This window comes from Erythrobacter sp. NFXS35, assembly GCF_040148725.1.
Classification (GTDB): Bacteria; Pseudomonadota; Alphaproteobacteria; order Sphingomonadales; family Sphingomonadaceae; genus Erythrobacter.
Genome location: NZ_JAGDEB010000002.1, coordinates 431,402 through 452,997 on the forward strand (window position 1 = coordinate 431,402; position 21,596 = coordinate 452,997).

The window sequence follows — 21,596 nt, forward strand, 5'->3', positions numbered from 1 at the left end:
CACAAACAAAAAGGGCCACCCCGAAGGGCAGCCCTTGATGCTGGCAACTGGCCCTGAAAGCCTAGGCTTCCTCGGCGCTGTCGTAATATTGCGGCGCGTGTTCGCGCAGTACGTCGAGAATCTTGTTCAGCGCGGTCGGTTCATCCGTTTCTTCCATCGCCGCGAGTTCGCGGGCGAGGCGGCTGGAGGCTGCTTCGAAGATTTGGCGTTCGGAATAGGACTGTTCGGGCTGGTCTTCGGGCCGGAACAAGTCGCGGGTCACTTCGGCGATCGACACCAGGTCGCCCGAGTTGATCTTCGCTTCGTATTCCTGCGCACGGCGCGACCACATGGTGCGCTTGACCTTGGGCTTGCCCTTGAGGGTTTCCATCGCCTGCTTCAGCGTCTTGTCGGACGATAGCTTGCGCATCCCGATCGATTCGACCTTGCCCACCGGTACGCGGAGCGTCATCCGCTCCTTTTCGAAGCGCAGCACGTAGAGTTCGAGCTGCATTCCGGCGATTTCCTCGCTCTGCAACTCGATCACGCGGCCAACGCCGTGCTTGGGGTAGACAACATAATCGCCAACGGTGAATGCGTTTGCGGTGCTTGCCATGCAAGTTCCTTTCTGTGGGCCAACCGGCAACAGGGGGGGGGGGGGGAGAATCATCCCGGCGGCGCGACCCACCCCGTTAGAGGGAAAGCACCGGGAGCGGATTGTCCGGAGGGGGGGTTGCTGGTGTGTGGCCTTCCTGGTTTCGACGCGTGCGGCAGGCCCCGATTACCGATCAGGGCCAACGCGCTCGCGTATTATATAGCACGTTGGCAACAAAATTGCGAGTCCAACCTGTCAGCCATGCCCGTCCGAACTCGCGGCGGCAAAATGCGCGCCGAGCAGCAACAGCCAGGCGCTGAGCCACAGCCAGGTCAGGAACACCACCACCGCGCCGAGCGATCCGTAGGTCGTGCCGTAATTGCCGAAATTGCTTGCATAAAAGCCGAACCCCGCACTCGCCGCGAGCCAGCCGACCGCGAACAGCGCGCCGCCGCGCAGGGCAGGGGCACGTCCGACCGTAGCGTCATGCGGAACCACCCGGTAGGCCACCATGGCCCCGCCGAGCCCGGCAAGGCCGACTACGACGTAACTCGCCAAAGCGCCGGCAAAGCCTGTGAACACGGTCGAGACCAGCGTTGTAACGCCCACCATCAGGCCCAGCGCCAGCACCGCGCCCAACGTGATCGCCAGCGCCAGCAGGTTGGCCGCGACAAATCCGCGTTCCTCCTCGACCTCGAACGCGATGTTGAGCGCGGTGATCAGTGCACCTGCCGCCGCCCGCGCGCTGATCAGCGACAGGACGAGCGCAAGCACCAGCCCCAGCCCCTGCGCCCCGCCGCGGCTATCGGCGACATCGCGCAATTGTTCGGCCACCAGATCGCCTGCGGAACCCGGCAGGTCGCGCGCCAGCGCTTCGCCGTGTTCGGCGATAGTGGAGGGGTCGACCACCAACCCGTAGGTGAGGATCGCAGCGGCCAGCAGCGGGACCAGCGCGAGGAAACCGTAATAGGCGACCCCGGCGGCGATGATGCCGACATGGCCATCATTGGCTTGCGACCAGCCTGCGCGAAGCGAGGGAAGAATCGGATGCATGAACCATCAACCGGACGGCGTCCGGCGCGTTCCATGATTTGTCCCGTTCAGGGGGCGATCAGTCGCCTTCGCCCGGTTCGGTGCTGAAATATTTCTCGAACTTGTCCTTCTCGCCCTTGAATTCGTCGGCATCGTCAGGCGGGGATTTCTGGCTGGTGATATTGGGCCACTGCGCTGAAAACTTGGTGTTCAGCTCAAGCCACTTTTCCAGTCCGTCCTCGGTATCGGGCAGGATCGCCTCGGCCGGGCATTCGGGTTCGCACACGCCGCAATCGATGCATTCGCTGGGATTGATCACCAGCATGTTCTCGCCTTCATAGAAGCAATCGACCGGGCACACTTCCACGCAGTCTGTGTACTTGCACTTGATGCAGTCTTCGGTGACGACGTAAGTCATTGCGGCTCTTTCAGATGCGGATCTTCGGAATCATCGGGCGGACGGGCCGCCGTGCGAGGCGAGGTTGCTATGGCGATTTGCCCTTGAGGGTCAAGACTGTCTGGGTCAACCTCTCCAAAAAGCTCGACCTCGCGGTAATGCGACCGCGCGTGGCTGGGCGGGCCGCGCCGGTCGGGCAGGGCGACCAGTTCGATCACCCGCACCCGGTCGCCCAGCGCAATCGTCAACACGTCGCCGATACGCGCCTGATCGGCCCCGCGCAGCACATGTTTTCTGTTGCGGCGCAAAGCGTGATTGTCGATCAGCGCCTGCGCGGCAGAGCGCGTGCGGGCGAAGCGCAGATAGACCAGCAGGCGGTCGATACGGATCGACCCCGATGTGCCCGCCTCCGCGCCCGCAGACTTCATCCCTTGAGCAGGTCCGACAGCTTGTCGAAGGCGCCGCCGGCGCGGGCGGGGCCGGTATCGGGCTTGGGCGGCGCAGGGCGAGGTGGCCGGTCGGGACGGCGGTCGCCTCTTTCCGGGCGTTTGCCGGGTCGGTTGTCTGGGCGATTATCAGAATGGGCCTTGCCCTTGGCAGGTACGGTGCCTTCAGCCTGATCCTTGTCTCTTGGCGGGCGCGCCTGTGCGGGCTTGGCGCGCGGATGGCGTTGCCGCTCGCTGCGCTTTTCGTCACGTTCGCGCCCCTGTTCTCCGGGGCGGCGTGGGCGCCAGTGCCAACGGTCGGGGGCGGGCGCACCCTGCGCGCCTTCGGGCAAGGCGCGCGCACGATCACAGCGGAAACCTGCGCTGCCCAGCAGGCGGCGAGCGTTCTCCGCCTCCAGCCCGATCGACACGCTGAGCGCCAAATCGAGCCTGAACGCGCGGTTGCGTTCCTTCGGATGGGCAGCGGTTGCGACGGCGCGCATCTCGAACGCGGCGCGCAGGATTTTTTCCGCCAGATCGACCCGGATCGCCTGCATGCCCGCGTAACGGTAACCGGCCGGCAGCCGCCCCTTGGTCCACGCACCCTCGGCCAGCACCGGCAGCATCGCTTCGTTGAGCGGGCGCGGGTCGAGCCCAAGCGCGTGCAGCAACCGGCGCGGTGCAGGCTTGAGCAAGGGCGCGGCGAAGATGTCGAGCGCGCCGAAGGTGATCCCCAGCTTGCGCAGATAGGGGCGCATTTCCTTGGGCAGGTGTTCCAGCCCCGCTTCCTCGCGCGAAATCACGCCGCGCGCTTCGATCAGGGTGATGACCAGCGCCCGCGCCTGCGACCCGGCCTCGGGATCGCGCGCGGCATCGGCCAGCTTGCGCAAGGGGGCGAGCGGTTCGAGCTGCGCCTCCAGCCAAGCGGTCAGCCCCGCTTCAAGGCTCGCCCGCGCAGCTTCGGGCAACAGTGCCAAATCGCGGGTCAGCGCGAGACGGGGCGAACCGAAATTGCCCGCGCCCGGATGGCCCGGGAAGGTGATGTCCGCCAGCGCACGTCCCTGTCCTTGGCCCTGCCAGCGGATCGCGCCGCCGGAAATTTCCAGCTCCCCCAGCCCTTGGGTTAGCAGCCATTCCGCGCGCCCTGCGAGCAGCGCGGGCAGCGCCTTCTCTCCCGCCGCCAGCAGCATCCGCCGGTCGGCCACGCCTGCAGACGGGTCGACAGTGAAGCGGAAGCCCTCGAGCCGTCCGATGCTTTCGCCCTCCACGGTCAGGTGGCCATCGGGTTCGAGGGTGACGGGCAGTGCGCTTGCATCCTGCCCCAGCGATTTCATCAAGAGTGTCGTCCTCCGGTTCACGAAGCGCTCGGTCAGTCGCGCGTGCAGCGCATCCGAAAGCTTTGCCTCTACCGCGCGTGCCCGCGCGGCCATTTCGTCGCGAGCCAGCACCCAATCGGGCCGCTGGCAGATGTAAGCCCAGCTGCGAATCGCTGCGATTCGCCCTTGCAGCGTGTCGATGTCGCCCTGCATCCGGTCAAGCTCGGCGATGCGCGCGGCGACGAAATCCGCACCGAGATAGCCTTCGCCCAAGTCCTGCCACAGCCGCGCCACGAACCGCGCGTGCTGCTCCACCCCAAGATTGCGGAAATCGGGCAGCGAGCACGCCTCCCAAAACCGCCGCACGCTGCCCGCGCCGCGCACGCGTGTGGCAACGGGATCGTCCGCAAGCCGTTTCAGCACGGCGAGATCGATCGCTTCGGGCGCGCCGCGCAGCACGGCGTGGTCGGGGCGGGATTCGAGATCGGCGATCAGTGTGCCCAGCGTATCGAAGCGGGGTTCCGCCTCACGCCAGAACAGGTGGGTCAACGGCGCGAACCGATGTTCCTCGATCGCGTAAACTTCTTCATCGGTGAAGGCGAGCGGTTCGCCCTGCTGCACTGCGCCCATTCCCGACAGCGTGCCGAAGGTGCCATCGCGCTGGTGCCGCCCGGCGCGCCCGGCGATCTGCGCCATTTCCGAAGGGGTCAGCCGCCGCTTGCGCCGCCCGTCGAACTTGCTGAGCGCCGCGAATGCCACGTGATCGAGATCGAGGTTGAGCCCCATGCCGATGGCATCGGTGGCCACGATGTAATCGACCTCGCCCGACTGAAACAATTCGACCTGTTTGTTGCGGGTTTCGGGCGAAAGCGCGCCCATCACTACCGCCGCGCCGCCCCTGAACCGCCGCAAGGCCTCGGCCATGGCGTACACCTGCTCGACCGAGAACGCGACCACCGCAGAACGCTTGGGCAGGCGCGACAGCTTGCAGATGCCCGCGTGGCTGAGCGTGGAGAACCGGGGTCGGGTGGTGATCTCCGCCTTGGGGATCAGCGCCTTGACCATCGGTTCCAGCGTGGCGCTTCCGAGGATCATTGTCTCCTCCCGCCCGCGTGCGTGCAGCAGCCGGTCGGTGAAGATATGCCCGCGTTCGGGGTCAGCGCCCAGTTGCGCTTCGTCGATGGCGACAAAGGCGTGTTCGCCCATGGTGCGGGGCATCGCTTCGGCGGTGCAGAGGAAATAGCGGGCGTCGGGCGGCTCGATCCGCTCCTCTCCGGTGATGAGGGCCACCTGCTTGTCGCCCTTGAGGCTGCGCACCCGGTCATAGACTTCGCGCGCCAGCAGCCGCAGCGGAAAGCCCATCATGCCGCTGGAATGGCCGCACATCCGTTCGATCGCGAGGTGGGTCTTGCCGGTGTTGGTCGGGCCGAGCACGGCGCGCACACGCTCGTCCGGGGCGGAGGATTTGTCGCGCAGGGCGACGGCACGGTCACTGGGGGGGAAGGTCACGACGCGGCGGTTGTCGCAGGCTTGACCCGGCGGAGCAAGACCGCGCACCACGCACGCACGGGCTTATGCGAAGCAACTCATCGCACCCATGATGCAGTTGGCCGCTGGTTAATGCCGTCTTTACTTTGATCGGGCAGAGAAATGCGACAAGGCTGCAGCCGGTCATGCCCGCAAGGGGTGCGGCTATCGGGGCATTGATGTTGAACCATGTTCGCAATCTGAGCGATCTGCCCGAGGCAGAGGGTGAACCATGCGCCGATGAGGACGCACGCGCTCTGGCGGTTGCCGCACCGGTCTCGCTCGACAAGGAGACCGCGCGCGAGCTGCTTCCGTACCTGCGCAATTCGAAGAAACTCGCCCCGCCGACCACGGCGCAGAAGGCGAAGCGCAAGGTTATCGCGCGGGTCAACGGCTTCAGCGAGCGTCATGACGAATGGAAGCTGGCCGCCTCGCGCTGGTTCCAGGGACTCGATCTGGCGCCCGATCTGGCCGAGAATGTCGGCAGCCGCCGCTGGTTTCGGGGTCTGGGCACGATGGTCGCGCTAGGTGCGCTGGCGCTGGCGTTCTGGCCCGATCTGACCCCGCTGGAAGCCCGCCCTGCCATGCCGCAGGACGAGGAAGTCACCAGCGAACTGCGCAGCCAGATGATACTGCCGCTGGCGCTGGGCGCGGATTCGGGCCGCCGCATGGGACCGACGGGGCAGGTGATCCCGCTGAAGAGCGCGCCCGAACGCCCGCAGATTCAAATGCTTGTCACGCTGACGCCGGGGGACAGCTTCGTGACGATGCTGCGCCGCGCCGGGCTTTCGGCGGGCGATATCGATCGCGCCGCCGCGCTGATCGGGCAGACGGTACCGCTGACCGATATTGCGCCGGGCACGCAGATCGACGTGCTGCTTGGCCGCCGGACTGCGCCGGGGCAGCCGCGCCCGCTCGATAGCCTCGCGTTTCGCGCGCGCTTCGATCTCGAGCTCGAACTGACCCGGCCGGGGGTGGGCGAGATCGCCGAAGATGGAACGCCGATGGTTCCCAGCGGGCCGCTGGCGCTCAAACGCAACATCATCCGCGTCGATGATACACCGCTGCGGGTGCGCGGCACGGTCGGCTCCAGCCTCTACCGCTCGATGCGACAAGCGGGTGTTCCGGCCAGCGCGGTGCAGGACTATCTCAAGGCGCTGAATGCGCAGATCGACATGGACCGCGAACTGCGTTCCAGCGACGAATTCGACATCATCCTTTCCTATCGCCGCGCTGCCACCGGCGAACGGCAGGCCGGACAATTGCTCTATGCCGGGATCGAGCGCGGTGGGCAGCCGAAGACGCAGCTGATGCGCTGGGGCAGCGACGGGCGGTTCTACGAAGCTTCGGGCGTGGGCGAACAGCGCAATGGTTTGCTGGCGCCGGTGCCGGGCGGGATCACCTCGGGCTTTGGAATGCGGCGGCACCCGATCCTCGGTTATCGCCGGTTGCATGCGGGGATAGATTTCAGGGCGCGTCACGGCACGCCGATCGTCGCGGTCAGCGATGGCCGGGTGAGTTCCGCCGGGCGCGCGGGCGGCTGCGGCATCGCGGTGCGGCTGGAGCATGGCAGCGGGCTGTCCACGCGTTACTGTCACATGAGCCGGATGGCGGTGAGCCGCGGCCAGCAGGTGCGGCGCGGGCAGGTGATCGGCTATGTCGGTTCCACCGGACTTTCGACCGGCGCGCACCTCCATTACGAAATGTTTCGCGGCGGACGGGCGATCAATCCGTCCAGCGTCGCCTTTGTCACCCGCGCCGAACTGTCGGGCACTGAACTGATCGATTTCCGCCGTCAGCTGATCCGCCTGAAGGAAGTAGAGACCGGAGCCGCGCTCAAGGACCTCGAACCGTTGCCGACCGAGGTGCAGGAGCCGCTGCGCGAGATCGAGAAGATCGACATCGCCAGAAGCGGCGGCCAGACCCGCGCGCTGTAACGAGAGCTTGTCGCGGGCGTACGATTGCGCCAAATCCGCAGCCATGACCGGACATTTTCCCAACACCCGCCTGCGCCGCACCCGCGCTACCGCGTGGAGCCGGACGCTCCACCGCGAAACCATCCTCACCCCGGCCGACCTGATCTGGCCGCTGTTCGTCACCGCCGGAAAGGGCGTGGAGGAACCGGTCGCCACCCTGCCAGGTGTATCGCGCTGGTCGGCCGACGGAATCGCGGCGCGCGCCAAAGAGGCGGTCGCGCTGGGCATCCCGGTCATCGCGCTGTTCCCCAACACTCCGCACGGATTGCGGAGCGAAGACGGGGCCGAGGCGCACAATCCCGACAACCTGATGTGTCAGGCGATCCGCGCGATCAAGGATGCGTGCGGCGATTCCATCGGCGTGCTGACCGATGTGGCGCTCGATCCCTATACCTCCCACGGGCAGGATGGATTGATCGATGATGCGGGCTATGTCGTGAACGACGCTACCGTGGCGGTGCTGGTCGATCAGGCGGTCAACCAGGCCAATGCCGGGGCGGACATCATTGCGCCGTCCGACATGATGGACGGGCGTATCCATGCGATCCGCGTGGCGCTGGAGATGAACGGGCATCCCAATGTCCAGATCATGAGCTACGCCGCCAAATATGCCAGCGCCTTCTACGGCCCGTTCCGTGACGCAGTCGGCAGCGGTGGGCTGCTGAAGGGTGACAAGAAAACCTATCAGATGGACCCGGCCAACGGCGACGAGGCGCTGCGCGAAGTCGCGCTCGACATTGCCGAGGGCGCGGACAGCGTGATGGTGAAGCCGGGCCTCGCCTATCTCGACATCATCTACCGGGTCCGCCAGCGGTTCGACGTGCCGGTGTTCGCTTATCAGGTGAGCGGCGAATACGCGATGATCGAAGCCGCGCAGGCGGCTGGTATCGGGGACCGCGATGCGCTGGTGCTGGAAAAGCTGATCGCCTTCAAGCGCGCTGGGTGCAGCGGCATCCTGACCTATCACGCCGCGCATGTCGCCCGCCTGCTGAATGGGTGACAGCATGGCCCGATCCGGGGCTGATTTCCGGCACGAAACCGCGCGCCTGATCCTGCGCGACTGGCGCGCGGAGGATTGGCCCGAATTCTTCAGAATTACCGATACGCCCGCAGTGATGCGCTGGCTGAACGGCCCGCTCGGCGAGCAGGGGCGCATGCTCCAGCGTCAGCGCGTCACCGATTGCCAGGCGCGCAACGGCCATTGTTTCTGGGTGGTGGAGCGCCGCACCGACAGCGGGCACCTATCGGGCGAAATGCTGGGTTTCTGCGGGCTGAAGAAAGCCGATGCGCCGGGCGGCACGATTGCCGGAGAGTTCGAGATCGGCTGGCGCCTGCGCGAGGAGGCGTGGGGACACGGCTATGCAAAGGAAGCCGCCACTGCGGCGCTGGATCTCGCGTTCGATCATTTCGGTGCGCGCGAGGTGTTCGCCATCACCGTTCCGGGCAATACGGCCAGTTGGGGGCTGATGCTGCGGCTGGGCATGGAGCGGCGTGCGGAATGCGACTATGCCGACCAGCGCTTCACCGGAGAAATGCGCAACCAGATCGTCTATTCGATCGCCGCAGAAGTGTGGGCGCGAACGCGTGAGTGAACCGGTGCTCGCCACGCCGCGGCTGGTGCTGCGGCAGATCGGCGAAGACGATCTCGATCCGCATATGGCGCTGCTCAACACTCCGGCGGTAATGCAATATCTGGGCGGGGTGCAACCGCGCGCAGTGATGGCCGCCAAGCACGCCGCGTCGCGTGCCAGTTTCGCGGCCGAAGGGTTCGGCTTCATGATGATGGAGGAGCGAGCCACAGGCGAAATCGTCGGTCATTGCGGGCTGCGACGGGCCGCCCACCCGCTTTATCCCGTTCCCTCCGATCACGAAATCGGGTGGCTGGTGCGCGAGGATCGCTGGCGGCGGGGCTATGCCCTCGAAGCCATGCGCGCGGTGATGGGCTGGGGCTTTGCCGTCATCGGCGCGCAGCGGATCGTCGCGATAACCTGCGAGGCGAATGTCGGCAGTTGGCGGCTGATGGAACGGCTCGGATTGGAGCGTCGGCGTGATCTCGATTTTCCGGATTCGCCGGAGAAACGAGGCGAGAGACCGGATCTTAACCATAACATTGTATTCGCGATCACCCGTCAACAATAGACCAGGTCGATCATGACATCCTCCCGCCGCCCACTATTTGTCACGGCAATTCTGGTCGGCAGTTTTCTGCTATTTCTGGTGCAGCCCTTGATGGCGCGGCTGGCGCTCCCTCGTTTGGGCGGCGCGCCCAATGTCTGGAACAGCGCCATGCTGGTTTATCAGGCGCTGCTGCTGGGCGGTTATGCCTATGCCCACGTGATCGGCAGGTTCACACTCCGGCGCCAGCTGGTGCTACACACCGGGCTGCTGGCGGTGGCGGCGCTGACCTTGCCGCTGACACTGGCGGATTTGCCCGATTTCGGCCCCGGCCTGGAGGTCTTCTGGGTGCCGGCATTGCTGTTCGCATCGGTCGGGCCGGTGTTCTTTCTGATTTCGGCGCAAGCGCCGCTGATCCAGCGCTGGTACTCCGCCGATCCGGCCGCCGGCGATCCCTATCCGCTTTATGCCGCATCGAACTTCGGCAGCTTTGCAGGGCTGATCAGCTATCCGATCCTAATCGAGCCGATGCTGCCTCTGGGCCGGCAAAGCCTGATCTGGAGCTTTGGCTATTGCGCGTTGATTGTGCTGCTGCTGTTTGTCGTGCGCGCCCGGTGGCAGACCATCGCGCCGGACGATAACGGCAGGAGCACGCAGGCAGCCGCAGCCGGCCGCGATCCGATCGGCTGGCGGCGCATGGGCTTGTGGCTGGTGCTGGCGGCGGTGCCTTCGGGCCTGATGCTGTCGACCACGACGCACCTGACGACCGATATTGTCGCTATGCCGCTCCTATGGGTGATCCCGCTTGGGTTGTATCTGCTGAGCTTCAGCGTCGCCTTCGCCGAAAACCGCGCGCTGGCGCAGATCATAACCCGCGCGGCACCGGTGGTGTTACTGCTGGCAGGCGGGATGGCGATGATCTCGCAGTCGGAAGGCGGGGTGTGGCTGCTGTTCGCTTCGGTGGCGCTGTTATTCGTGATCTCGGTCGCGCTGCACAGCCGGATGTACGAATTGCGGCCCGATCCTTCGCGCCTTACGCTGTTTTATCTTGTTATGTCGGCAGGCGGCGTGCTGGGCGGGCTGTTCACCGCACTGTTCGCGCCCCTGCTGTTCGACTGGGTGTGGGAGCATCCGCTGCTGGTGCTGGCCGCCGCCGCGCTGATCCCGCTCGGCCGGTTTGCAACGTGGCAGCTGCGGTTCGTCACCGGCGACATGCAGCGCATCGTCGTGCTGGGCGGCGGGCTGCTGCTGGCTTTCGGGCTGGCGTTAGTGCTGGTCAATGCGACTCTGCGCGATGCTGATGGGTTGGCGATGGCGATCTATGTTGCGCTGGCCGTGATCGCCCTGGTACTGACCTTCAACCGCGCGGCGCTGCTGGCGGTGTTTGCCTGCATGATGATCGGCACCAGTCTGGAAGGTCACGGCAGCGCTTACGCCCATGGCGAGCGCGTGCGTAGCTATTTCGGTGTCTACACTGTGAGCGACAATGACGAGGCGGGCTTCCGGATGCTGGCGCATGGCACCACCGATCATGGCCGTCAGTTCCTGAAGCCGGAAAAGCGGCGTCAGCCGACCGCCTATTACGGGCCGAATGCCGGCGTCGGCCTGCTACTGGGCGGCGCATCCGGGCTGATGGGCAAGGGCGCCGACATTGGCATTGTCGGGCTGGGGGCAGGTACGCTCGCCTGCTACCGCGAGCCGGACCAGACCTATCGCTTCTACGAGATCGACCCGGCGATTCTCGAATTCTCCACCGTCGGCAAGTTCACCTTCCTGTCCGACTGTGCGCCCGACAGCGAAACCGTGATTGGCGACGCCCGGATCGCGCTGGAGCAGGAAACCGGGGCTCAGTATGATGTGCTGGTGGTGGACGCCTTCTCGTCAGATTCAATCCCGCTGCACCTGCTGACGCGCGAGGCCTTGCAGACCTATCGCCGTTCGATCAGGAAAGACGGGGCAATTGCGATTCACATTTCCAACCGCTTCATCGATCTTGAACCGGTGTTAGCGGCGCTGGTGCGCGACGCGGGTATGTTTGCGGCTGTGCGGGCCGATTTTCCGAATTCGGTTCAGGGCCTTACGCCTTCGATCTGGGTGGTGATGAGCCCGCGCGAGGCGACCCTGCAGGCGATCACCGCTGCCAGCCCAGCAGCGACATGGCGCAAGCCTGTCACCCCTGCGCAAACCGTGTGGAGCGATCAATATGCATCGACTTTGCCGCATTTCCGGTGGAATGCTTTAGGTAGTTGATACGCAAGACAAGGCCAGACCATGACCTCACATCCGACACGCCCCGGCGTCAACATCATTCCGATCCATGGGAAGACTCCGCAGATCCACGAAACCGCCTTCATCGCGCCCGGCAGCACGATAATCGGCGATGTCGTGATCGGAGCGGGCTCGTCGATCTGGTACAATTGCGTTCTGCGCGCCGATGTGTTCAGCATCCGCATCGGCGAACGTACCAATGTGCAGGACGGCAGCATCCTCCACTGCGATCCGCCGCGGCCCGGCGATCCCGATGGCTGCCCGCTGGTGATCGGCGACGATGTGCTGATCGGTCACATGGCGATGGTGCACGGCTGCACCATTCACGATCGCGGCTTCGTGGGCCTCGGTGCGATTGTCATGAACAAGGCGGTGGTCGGTTCCGACGCGATGCTGGCGGCCGGTGCGATGCTGACCGAGCGCAAGGCGATGGGACCGCGCGAATTGTGGGCGGGCCGCCCGGCGACCCGCATGAAGGACCTGAGCGACGCCGCGATTGCCGGAATGCGGGCGGGCGTGATCCACTATGCCGAAAACGCCAAGGATCACGCCAAAGCGGTGGCAGCAAGCGGCCTTTAGCGCCGATCGATCCCGACCGGCGCTTCGGGCGGCTCGCGTTGCTTATAGAACCCAGACTTCGTAGCGATAATTCGTCGGCTGGTTGACGCGCAATCCGCCGTTCGCATCGACCGTGACCATGCTGGCCGGAACGCGGCGCTGGTCATCGTCAAACAGCGAATCCGCGTTCATCTGCACGACGTAGTCGCTCAGCATGCCGGTGTCGGGGTGGAACAGGATGTCGCTGACCGGCAAGGTGCGCCCGTCGGTAAAGGTCAGGCTCGAATCCAGCAGGTTCGAAACCATGCGGCGGTTGGCCTGCGACCGCGTCAACGCGATTTCCTGCGGCTCCTTCCCGCTCTCCACATCGCTGACAACCAGTTCGGGATCGAACCCGAAGCCCGGCCTCACATCGACATTCGACCATTCGACAAAGCCGTTGCCGCTGTTGAGCGGGAAGTAGAGCCCGCGCTGGTCGAACAGCACATATTGCACCTGCCGACCATCGGGCGACAGGATCAGGTCATCGACCGAGGCGATCGGGTTGAAGCCGTTCGAGATATCGCCATCGAGCATTTCCTCCGCGCTCACGCGTTCGGCCATGTTGGCCTGCCGCTGCTGTTCGCGTTGCATGGCCCAGTCATTGTTCTGGGCCATTGCCGGAGCAACCATACCAAGCCCGGCTGCGGCCAGAGCGATCATCGTCCATTTTGGGGGTGTCATAAGGAATCCTCTTCGTCTCATGGCCGTTTCCAGCCATCTGAATTGTCCGGCACTGCGCGGACATTCTGCGGAGCCTGCGGGTTTTTTGTTGAAGCACCCTAAAATGAGATATTAGCCCGCAAGCTTTCGCTACAGTCCGCACTGTGCGCGGATCAGGGCGGCGTCGCCTTCACCTCGGTGCGCGGCGCAAGACCGAAAGGGCCGCATCCTGCGGAATGCAGCCCACCGTGCCTTGGCCGGTCGCTGGATCAGTAAATCCAGCTTTCGTAGGTGTAGTTTACCGGCTGGGAGGCCATCCAGTAGCCGCGCTGCTCGTCGAGGCTCACCATCGCGGCCGGGATCAGCCGAGTATCCTCGGTGTAGACGCTGTCGGTGTCGAACTCGATGACGAAATGCTTCACCATGCCGGTGTCCGGATCGAACAGGATGTCGTCAATCTCGCGCATCTGCCCATCCGCGAACATCATGTTGCCGCCGATGATCCTGCTAACCATCCGGTCGTTGGCCTCGGCTCTGGTGAGCTGCAGTCTGTCCTTACCCTCGGCACTGGCCGGGTCGTCGATCCTGAGGTCGAGACCGGCTCCGACACCGCGCTCGATCTCAATATTGTCCCACCGCACGAAACCATCATCGTCGCCGTAGATCCTAGCGATGGTAGGGGTCTCGTAGAGGATATACTCGACCCGTCGTCCGTAGGGATCGAGAATGAGGTCTGTCACCTCGCCCATCTGGCGAAACGCGTGCGTGACATCGCCGCTCAACATCCGTTCGGCGCTGGCGTTTTCGCTCATCGCACGGTCGTAATCGGCCTGCGCCGCGCGCATATCGGTCTGCGCAAAGGCGGGGGCTGCGCCGAGGGTCGTGGCCGCGACGGCGGCGGCGAGTATTGTGCTGGTTTTCATGGTCGGTCTCCGATTGCTCATATATATGAGATCAACGGACACCGCCGTGCCCATGTTCCGGTTTCGCGCCCAGCTGTGGGTTCCCCGCGACGGCTCGGAACGCGCGCAGATTGGCGCTTAACTGCTTGAATCAATCAAATTAGTCTTGCGCCAAAGCCCGCAGGCTGGCGATCAGGTCGGCCTCGTGCGCGGGCTTGTCCCAGCGGATGCGGTGGATGCGGGGAAAGCGCATGGCGAGGCCGCTCTTGTGGCGCTTCGAGCTGTGGACGGAGTCGAAGGCAACCTCGAACACCAGCTTGCGTTCCACCTCGCGCACCGGGCCGAAGCGGTTGAGCGTGTTCTGCCGTACGAAGCGGTCGATGGCCTTCAGCTCAGCGTCGGTGAAGCCCGAATAGGCCTTGCCCACCGGTAACAAGTCCGCGCCCGCATCGGGATCCCCGGCCCAGCAGCCAAAGGTGTAGTCCGAATAAAAGCTCGACCGCTTGCCGCTGCCGCGCTGGGCATACATCAGCACGCAGTCGATCAGCAGCGGATCGCGCTTCCACTTGTACCACAGCCCGACCTTGCGCCCGGCGAGATAGGGGCTCGTCCGGTGCTTGAGCATCAGCCCTTCGATCGCCTCGTCGCGTGCGGTTTCGCGGATCGCGGCAAGCTGCGCAAAATCATCGGCGGCGACCAGCGTCGACAGATCGAAATGGCTGGCGGGCAGGCGCGCCATCAGCGCCTCCAGAGTTGCGCGGCGCGACTCCCACGGCTGTTCGCGCCGGTCCTCGCCTTCGAGGATGAGCACATCATAAAGGCGCACGAAGGCCGGAAACTCGCGCAGCATCTTGGCCGATACCGTCTTGCGACCCAAGCGCTGCTGCAGCGCGTTGAAACTTGCAGCACCGCCCGCTTCTCCGCCTTGCGTGACCCCTCGCACCAGCAACTCGCCGTCCAGCACTCCATCGAACGGCAGCACGTCGAGCAGTTCAGGGAAGGTCGCCGAGATATCGTCGCCCGAGCGTGAATAGACCCGCGTCTGACCCCCGGCGCGCACCAGTTGCACCCGGATGCCGTCCCATTTCCACTCCGCGGCATAATCGGCGAGGTCCACTTCGCCGTCCTCCAGCGGATGCGCGAGCATGAAGGGGCGAAAATGCGGGACATCGGCGAGATCCGGGGCGGGTCCGCCCTTTGCGGCCCAATCGAACAGTTCGCCGTAGGGCGGGGCGAGCGCGTGCCAATATTCCTCGACCGCATCCACCGCGACATCGAAGGCCTGCGCGAAGGCAGTCTTGGCCAGCCGCGCCGACACGCCGACGCGCATTCCGCCGGTGGCGAGCTTGATCAGGGCATAGCGCCCCTTGGCATCGAGCCGGTCGAGCAGGCCGGGCAGTTCTTTCGGCGCGGTGGCACGGGTGAGTGTGGCGAGGTGTTCCACCACCTCTGCCAACGACAGATCACCTTGAACAGCTTGCGTGTCGGGCTCGGGCCACAGCAGGCTCGCGGTTTCGGCCGTATCGCCGACGAAATCGCGGCTGAGCGCCCACAGCACCGGATCGACCCGCTCCATCATCAGGTTGCGGATGGTGGACGATTTTACCGCCGGAAACTCGAGCCCGCCGGTCAGCGCCGCGAGCGCCCAGCCGCGATCGGGATCGGGTTGGCCACGCAGGTAATCCGCGATCAGCGCCAGCTTGCGGTTGCGGCTGGTGGTATAGATCAGCGCATCGAGGAGGGCGGCGAATTCCTCCATCAGTCGTCCTCGTCCTCGTAGCCGACCAGCGCCAGCGCGCGGGCGCGGCGCTGGCCCAGCTGGCACCAGCGCAGCAGCGCCTCTTCGCGGCCGTGGGTGATCCAGGTTTCCTGCGGATTCACTTCGCCGATGGTGCGGGTCAGCTCGTTCCAGTCGGCATGGTCGGAGATCACCAGCGGCAGTTCCACGCCCCGCTGCCTGGCGCGGGCGCGCACCCGCATCCACCCGCTTGCCATGGCGGTGACGGGATCGGGCAGGCGGCGGCTCCAGCGGTCGTTGAGTGCAGACGGCGGGGCGACGACGATGCTCCCGCGCATGTCGTCCTTCCCCGCATCGCTGACCAGTCGCAGATCGCCGAGCGGGATGCCGTGCTCCTCGTACAGATGGCACATCGCCTCCATCGCTCCGTGCAGCCAGATCGTGTTCGTATGGCCTGCGGCGCGCAATTCTGCGATCACCCGCTGCGCCTTGCCCAGCGCATAGGCACCCACCAGCACGCAGGCATCGGGATTGTCGCTGCGCGCCCTGAGCAGTTTACCGATTTCCTCGGCGATCGGCGGATGGGTAAAGACCGGCAGGCCGAAGGTCGCCTCGGTGATGAAGACATCGCAAGGGGTGACTTCGAACGGTGCGCATGTGGGATCGAGCGCGCGCTTGTAATCGCCGGTTATGATCACTCGCTCGCCTGCGTGTTCCAGCAGGATTTGCGCGCTGCCGAGCACGTGACCGGCGGGCAGGAAGGTGGCGCTGACCCCGCCGCCCAGCGCGATGCTCTCGCCATATTCTACCGGCACCGCGCCGTCCGAAGTCGCGTAGCGCAACTTCATGATCGCAAGGGTCGCCGGGGTAGCGAAAGTTGCGCCGTGCCCGCCGCGGGCGTGATCGGCGTGGCCATGTGTCACCAGCGCACGCGGTACGGGGCGCGAGGGATCAACCCAGATATCGGCAGGAACGATGTGGATGCCCCACGGTTCGGGCCGGATCCAGGCGAAGGGGGCTGTCATCCGTGCGAGATGGGCAGTGACCGGGCCGCTGTCCAGACCGCCGCGACGGCGCGCAGGCTAGACTTGCTCGGTGTTCCCGGATCGCAGGATCTTGCGGCCTTCATCGGACAGCTCGCGCACCGCCTGCCTGACCTGCGGGCTCGCATCCGACAGCAGCACATCGCGCGTGCTGCCGAAGACCTTGAGGCGCGGCGGCTGATACTGAAGTTTGGAAACCAGCATGGCTTGTCCTCGTGCCCCGTGGGCCGTTGCGGGCAGAGCGCCGACCGCCTGGCGTAATCCCGGGCGGTTTCTCTGCCAGATTCTAAGGTTAGAATTGGCTGCTGAGGGCGTCTTCCACAATCTCGCGAAACTACGGTGGCGCTGTTCAGATGTGCGAAAGGGCCGCGCCGTGGACCGCGCGGGTCCGCGGAACGGTAGGGGCACAAAAAGCGAAGGGCGCGGACAGGTCTTCCCGTCCGCGCCCCCGACATGGCTACCGATCCGAACCGCGGCCTCAGCCTTCGCCGGCCTCGGACGCGGGCTTTTTGGCGGCGGGTTTCTTCTTTGGCGGGGCTTTGCGCTTGGGCTTCACCTTGGGCGGGGCCGGGGTCATTTCGAAGCTCGGCTTGCCGTCCCTCACGGTGACGTGCACCTCGCCGCCGTCGGAAAGCTTGCCGAACAGGAGTTCTTCGGCGAGCGGCTGCTTGATCTTGTCCTGGATCAGGCGGCTCATCGGACGGGCGCCATAGAGCTTGTCGTAACCCTTGTCCCCCAGCCAGCTGCGCGCATCGCTGTCGAACTGGATGTGGACGTTCTGTTCGGCCAGCTGGAGTTCGAGTTCGAGGATGAACTTATCGACAACGCGGGCAACCGTGGATTTGCCGAGATAGGCAAACGGCACGATCGCATCGAGACGGTTGCGGAATTCAGGCGTGAACATCTTCTGCACCGCCTCGGTCCCGGCATCTTCCTTGGACACGTTGCCGAACCCGATCCCGCTGCGCGCCATGTCGGATGCGCCGGCATTAGTGGTCATAATCAGCACCACGTTGCGGAAATCGACCGTCTTGCCGTGGTGATCGGTCAGGCGGCCATTATCCATCACCTGCAACAGTATGTTGAACAGGTCGGGGTGGGCCTTCTCGATCTCGTCGAGCAGCAGCACGCAATGCGGGTTCTGGTCGATCGCATCGGTCAACAAGCCGCCCTGATCGTAGCCGACATAGCCCGGAGGCGCGCCGATCAGACGCGAAACAGAGTGGCGCTCCATATATTCGGACATGTCGAACCGCTTCAGCTCGATCCCCATGATGCTGGCGAGCTGGCGCGCTACTTCGGTCTTGCCGACGCCAGTGGGGCCGGAGAACAGGAAGCTGCCGATGGGCTTGTCCGGATCGCGAAGCCCAGCGCGGCTCAGCTTCATCGCAGTCGAAAGCCGTTGGATCGCCTCGTCCTGGCCGAAAACGACGTGCTTCAGATCGCGTTCGAGGTTTTCGAGCGCCTTCTTGTCGTCCTTCGACACAGACTTGGGGGGGATGCGTGCCATCGTCGCGATCACCATTTCGATCTCGCGCGCGGTGATGGTCTTCTTGCGGCGGCTGGGAGGCACCAGCATCTGCATCGCGCCGACTTCGTCGATCACGTCGATCGCCTTGTCGGGCAGCTTGCGGTCGTTGATGTAGCGCGCCGACAGTTCCACCGCGGTCTTGATCGCGTCCGGGGTGTATTTCACCTTGTGGTGATCCTCGAACGCAGAACGCAGGCCCTTGAGAATCTTGATCGTGTCCTCGATGGTCGGCTCGTTCACGTCGATCTTCTGGAACCGGCGCAGCAGCGCACGGTCCTTTTCGAAGTGGTTGCGGAATTCCTTGTAGGTGGTGCTGCCGATACAGCGGATGGCACCGCTGGAAAGCGCGGGCTTGAGCAGGTTGGAGGCATCCATCGCCCCGCCGCTGGTTGCGCCTGCGCCGATCACGGTGTGGATTTCGTCGATGAACAGCACCGCGTGCGGCATCGCTTCCAATTCGGTGACGACCTGCTTGAGCCGTTCTTCGAAGTCGCCGCGATAGCGGGTGCCCGCCAGCAGCGCACCCATGTCGAGCGAGTAGATCACCGCTTCGCCCAGCACTTCGGGCACGTCGCCTTCGATGATCTTGCGCGCCAGCCCTTCGGCAATCGCGGTCTTGCCGACGCCGGGATCGCCCACGTAGAGCGGGTTGTTCTTCGACCGGCGGCACAGGATCTGGATTGTCCGGTCGACCTCCGGCCCGCGGCCGATCAGCGGATCGATCTTGCCGTTTTCCGCCTTGACGTTGAGGTTGACGGTGAATTGGTCGAGCGCGGTTTCCTTCTTGTTGCCGCCGCTTTCCTTAGTCTGCGCCGGTTCGTCGGCCTTGTCCGCGCCTTGCGGGGTCTTGCTTTCGATCTGGCGGCCGCCCTTGCCGATGCCGTGGCTGATATAGCTGACCGCATCCAGCCGGCTCATGTCCTGCTGCTGGAGGAAATAGACCGCGTAGCTATCGCGTTCGGAAAACAGCGCGACCAGCACGTTGGCACCGGTAACGGTGTCCTTGCCAGAAGACTGGACGTGCAAAATCGCGCGCTGGATCACCCGCTGGAAACCGGCGGTCGGCTGCGGATCGGCTCCGTCTTCGGTCTTAAGTGATTGATATTCCTGATCGAGATACTGTTTCACCACCTCGCCCAGCTCGGCCAGGTCGACTCCGCAGGCCGCCATCACCTGTGCGGCGTCCTCATCGTCGATCAGCGCCAGCAGCAGGTGCTCCAGCGTCGCGTATTCGTGCTTGCGTTCGGAGGCATTGCCGAGCGCATTGTGCAGGGTCCGTTCGAGGTTCTGTGCAAAGCTGGGCATGGGAAATCTCCATGAGAGGGCGGGGAATGCCCCGGACGAGGGGGCGGCAGGGGAGGCGGCGGGAATCGTTCGAGGGGTATATGGGATGGTCTGCAAAAATTGCGAATCCGTTTGCGCAGGCGCCGTAGGAAAACCGCCTCGGTTCACCCACCCGGCCTTCCGAACAGCGATTCGGCGGCAGCACGATGAGCGGCGGTCTTCGCGTGATGGGCCTTCACCCGCGCGATCTCTGCTTCGAGCAGCGCGATCCGCGCCTGAAGTTCGGCCTGCGAATAGGGGCCGAGATCCTCTGCCGCGAGGCGGGATGCCGCATCTCCTGTCGGGCGTGGTCGATCGGGCTCTTCCATCGGAACACAGCATCGCAAGCCAAGCGGCTTGCTGTCAATCGGCAAGGCAGGTAATTGCCCGGTCGATTGGACTAGGCAGGATAGTTAATTAAGCCTTTGCAGGGGGTAAAGAATGGTTGGACAGCGCGCAGCAAACCTTCCCGAAAGCATGGCCGCGATCGGCTTCGATGCGCCCGGCGGGCCGGATGTGCTGCGGCCCGAAAGCGCGCCCCTGCCGCGCCTGCGCCCCGATGATGTGCTGATCCGCGTCGCCTATGCCGGGGTCAACCGTCCCGATTGCCTCCAGCGCGCGGGCGCCTATCCGGCGCCGCCGGGGGCTTCGCCGCTGCTCGGGCTGGAAGTTTCGGGCGAGATCGTGGCGGTCGGCACCGAAGTCCCGCGCGAGATGATCGGGCAGATGGTCGCCGCGCTCACGCCGGGCGGGGGCTACGCCGAATATTGCGCCGCGCACTGGCAGCACTGCCTTCCCGTTCCCGAAGGCATGATGCTGGCCGATGCCGCCGCTCTGCCCGAAACGCTGTTCACCGTGTGGCACAACCTGTTCGAACGCGGGCTTGCGCGCGATGACGAGACAGTGCTGGTGCACGGCGGAACATCGGGCATCGGGACGATGGCGATCATGCTCGCCAAGGCGTTCGGCATGCAGGTCATCGTGACCTGCGGCGACGATGCCAAATGCGCCGCCGCCACCCGCATCGGCGCGGATCTGGCGATCAATTACCGCGAGGACGATTTCGTCGAGGCGGTGATGGCCCACACCGGGGGCAAGGGCGTGCACGTGGTGCTGGACATGGTGTCGGGCGATTATGTGCCGCGCAATCTCAAATGCCTTGCCGAAGATGGCCGCCACGTCACTATTGCGGTGCTGGGCGGGGCCAAGGCCGATCTGAACATGGCGGTGGTGATGATGCGGCGGCTGACCCTGACCGGATCGACTTTGCGCCCGCGCTCGGACGCGTTCAAGGCTGCGCTGGCGGACGAGATCGCCGATAATGCCTGGCCGATGTTCGCCAGCGGCGAGCTGTCGCCGGTGATGGACATGACCTTCCCCCTTGCCGAAGCCGCCGCTGCCCATGCGCGCATGGAAGCGGGCGAACATATCGGTAAGATCGTGCTGGAGGTGGCCGGAGAAGCGGACAATGGCTGACCCGCTGACCCTCCACGAAGATCCCCGCAGCGGCAATTGCTACAAGATCAAGCTGACCGCCGCGCTGCTCGGCGTGCCGCTCGCAACCCGCGCCTATGACATCATGAAAGGCGAAACCCGCACGCCGGAGTTCCTCGCCAGCGTCAATGCCAACGGGCGCATCCCGGTGCTCCAGATCGGTGAGGGCGGGGCTGCGCGGTTCCTGCCCGAAAGCAACGCAGCGTGCTGGTATCTGGCTCACGGCTCTGCGCTGATCCCACAGGAACGCTTCGCGCAGGCCGACATGCTGCGCTGGATGTTCTTCGAACAGTACAACCACGAACCAAATGTCGCCACCTTGCGGTTCTGGCTGCGGTTTGTCGGGGAGGCGAACCTTTCGGCCGAGCAACGCGCGCAGATCATGCCCAAGCGGATGGCGGGCTGCGGCGCGCTCGACCTGATGAACCGGCATCTCGTCGACAATGCGTTTTTCTGCGGCGGCGCGGTGTGTCTCGCGGACATTGCGCTGTTCGCCTACACCCATGTCGCCGAGGAGGGCGGTTTCGGCCTCGGCGATTATCCGCATATCCTCAGCTGGATCGCAAGGGTGCAGGCGCTCCCCGGCTTTGTCCCGATGGATTGACGCTGGCTTGACCAGAAACTGACCCGAAACCGTCACTCCCCTGTGAGTCCCCTGTAACAATTGCCTGCCAT

20 protein-coding genes are annotated in these 21,596 nt (G+C 64.8%); 8 read left to right on the plus strand and 12 right to left on the minus strand.

What is annotated here, in order from left to right:
- Positions 1 to 61: 61 nt before the first annotated feature.
- The 5 genes from J3454_RS09665 to J3454_RS09685 form a co-directional block, all read right to left on the minus strand.
- Positions 62 to 595 (minus strand): CarD family transcriptional regulator, encoded by a 534-nt coding sequence (locus tag J3454_RS09665; protein ID WP_296721758.1) that lies wholly within the window; start codon positions 593 to 595, stop codon positions 62 to 64.
- A 234-nt stretch (positions 596 to 829) separates the two neighbouring features.
- Entirely contained in the window at positions 830 to 1,627 is a 798-nt protein-coding gene (locus J3454_RS09670; protein ID WP_349513555.1) for a YihY/virulence factor BrkB family protein, read from the minus strand.
- Between the two features lie 58 nt (positions 1,628 to 1,685).
- Positions 1,686 to 2,024 carry a ferredoxin FdxA gene (gene fdxA, locus J3454_RS09675; RefSeq protein WP_296721751.1) on the minus strand — a complete coding sequence of 113 codons (339 nt, stop codon included), beginning with the start codon at positions 2,022 to 2,024 and terminating at the stop codon, positions 1,686 to 1,688.
- Positions 2,021 to 2,431, minus strand: a complete 411-nt coding sequence (locus J3454_RS09680; protein ID WP_349513556.1) for a hypothetical protein — start codon at positions 2,429 to 2,431, stop codon at positions 2,021 to 2,023. Before J3454_RS09680 ends, fdxA begins: the two co-directional genes overlap by 4 nt.
- On the minus strand, positions 2,428 to 5,130 hold the full coding sequence (locus J3454_RS09685) for a helicase-related protein (protein WP_349513930.1): 2,703 nt from the start codon (positions 5,128 to 5,130) through the stop codon (positions 2,428 to 2,430). The genes J3454_RS09680 and J3454_RS09685 overlap by 4 nt, the downstream gene beginning before the upstream one ends.
- A gap of 320 nt (positions 5,131 to 5,450) precedes the next feature.
- On the opposite strand from J3454_RS09685, the gene J3454_RS09690 reads away from it, so the two are divergent.
- Genes J3454_RS09690 through J3454_RS09715 form a run of 6 tightly spaced genes read left to right on the plus strand, consistent with a single transcriptional unit; the run spans position 5,451 to position 12,209 of the window.
- Entirely contained in the window at positions 5,451 to 7,208 is a 1,758-nt protein-coding gene (locus J3454_RS09690) for a peptidoglycan DD-metalloendopeptidase family protein (RefSeq protein WP_349513557.1), read from the plus strand.
- Positions 7,209 to 7,251: 43 nt separating this feature from the next.
- Entirely contained in the window at positions 7,252 to 8,247 is a 996-nt protein-coding gene (gene hemB, locus J3454_RS09695; RefSeq protein ID WP_349513558.1) for a porphobilinogen synthase, read from the plus strand.
- 4 nt (positions 8,248 to 8,251) lie between these two features.
- Entirely contained in the window at positions 8,252 to 8,839 is a 588-nt protein-coding gene (locus J3454_RS09700; protein WP_349513559.1) for a GNAT family N-acetyltransferase, read from the plus strand.
- On the plus strand, positions 8,832 to 9,386 hold the full coding sequence (locus tag J3454_RS09705; protein ID WP_349513560.1) for a GNAT family N-acetyltransferase: 555 nt from the start codon (positions 8,832 to 8,834) through the stop codon (positions 9,384 to 9,386). The genes J3454_RS09700 and J3454_RS09705 overlap by 8 nt, the downstream gene beginning before the upstream one ends.
- Before the next feature lie 12 nt (positions 9,387 to 9,398).
- Entirely contained in the window at positions 9,399 to 11,612 is a 2,214-nt protein-coding gene (locus J3454_RS09710; RefSeq protein WP_349513561.1) for a fused MFS/spermidine synthase, read from the plus strand.
- A 21-nt stretch (positions 11,613 to 11,633) separates the two neighbouring features.
- On the plus strand, positions 11,634 to 12,209 hold the full coding sequence (locus J3454_RS09715) for a gamma carbonic anhydrase family protein (protein ID WP_349513562.1): 576 nt from the start codon (positions 11,634 to 11,636) through the stop codon (positions 12,207 to 12,209).
- A 42-nt stretch (positions 12,210 to 12,251) separates the two neighbouring features.
- Here J3454_RS09715 and J3454_RS09720 read toward each other — a convergent pair whose 3' ends face one another.
- The 7 genes from J3454_RS09720 to J3454_RS09750 all read right to left on the minus strand — a co-directional run bounded on the left by J3454_RS09720 (position 12,252) and on the right by J3454_RS09750 (position 19,756).
- Entirely contained in the window at positions 12,252 to 12,911 is a 660-nt protein-coding gene (locus J3454_RS09720) for a hypothetical protein (RefSeq protein WP_349513563.1), read from the minus strand.
- A gap of 248 nt (positions 12,912 to 13,159) precedes the next feature.
- The gene (locus J3454_RS09725) at positions 13,160 to 13,813 is read right to left on the minus strand and encodes a hypothetical protein (RefSeq protein ID WP_349513564.1); all 654 of its coding nucleotides are present in this window, start codon (positions 13,811 to 13,813) and stop codon (positions 13,160 to 13,162) included.
- Between the two features lie 139 nt (positions 13,814 to 13,952).
- Positions 13,953 to 15,551, minus strand: a complete 1,599-nt coding sequence (locus J3454_RS09730) for a cisplatin damage response ATP-dependent DNA ligase (RefSeq protein WP_349513565.1) — start codon at positions 15,549 to 15,551, stop codon at positions 13,953 to 13,955.
- Entirely contained in the window at positions 15,551 to 16,555 is a 1,005-nt protein-coding gene (locus J3454_RS09735) for a ligase-associated DNA damage response exonuclease (RefSeq protein ID WP_349513566.1), read from the minus strand. The genes J3454_RS09730 and J3454_RS09735 overlap by 1 nt, the downstream gene beginning before the upstream one ends.
- A gap of 57 nt (positions 16,556 to 16,612) precedes the next feature.
- Positions 16,613 to 16,777 (minus strand): hypothetical protein, encoded by a 165-nt coding sequence (locus J3454_RS09740; RefSeq protein ID WP_349513567.1) that lies wholly within the window; start codon positions 16,775 to 16,777, stop codon positions 16,613 to 16,615.
- Positions 16,778 to 17,051: 274 nt separating this feature from the next.
- Positions 17,052 to 19,409 (minus strand): ATP-dependent Clp protease ATP-binding subunit ClpA, encoded by a 2,358-nt coding sequence (gene clpA, locus J3454_RS09745; RefSeq protein WP_349513568.1) that lies wholly within the window; start codon positions 19,407 to 19,409, stop codon positions 17,052 to 17,054.
- A gap of 143 nt (positions 19,410 to 19,552) precedes the next feature.
- Positions 19,553 to 19,756, minus strand: coding sequence for a DUF1192 family protein (locus tag J3454_RS09750; protein ID WP_349513569.1), 204 nt, complete (start codon positions 19,754 to 19,756; stop codon positions 19,553 to 19,555).
- 112 nt (positions 19,757 to 19,868) lie between these two features.
- On the opposite strand from J3454_RS09750, the gene J3454_RS09755 reads away from it, so the two are divergent.
- A complete protein-coding gene (locus J3454_RS09755; protein ID WP_349513570.1) occupies positions 19,869 to 20,903 on the plus strand; it encodes an NAD(P)H-quinone oxidoreductase in 1,035 nt (344 codons plus the stop codon).
- Complete coding sequence (locus J3454_RS09760; RefSeq protein ID WP_349513571.1) at positions 20,896 to 21,525, plus strand: glutathione S-transferase family protein; 630 nt, start codon at positions 20,896 to 20,898, stop codon at positions 21,523 to 21,525. The genes J3454_RS09755 and J3454_RS09760 overlap by 8 nt, the downstream gene beginning before the upstream one ends.
- Positions 21,526 to 21,596: the final 71 nt, after the last annotated feature.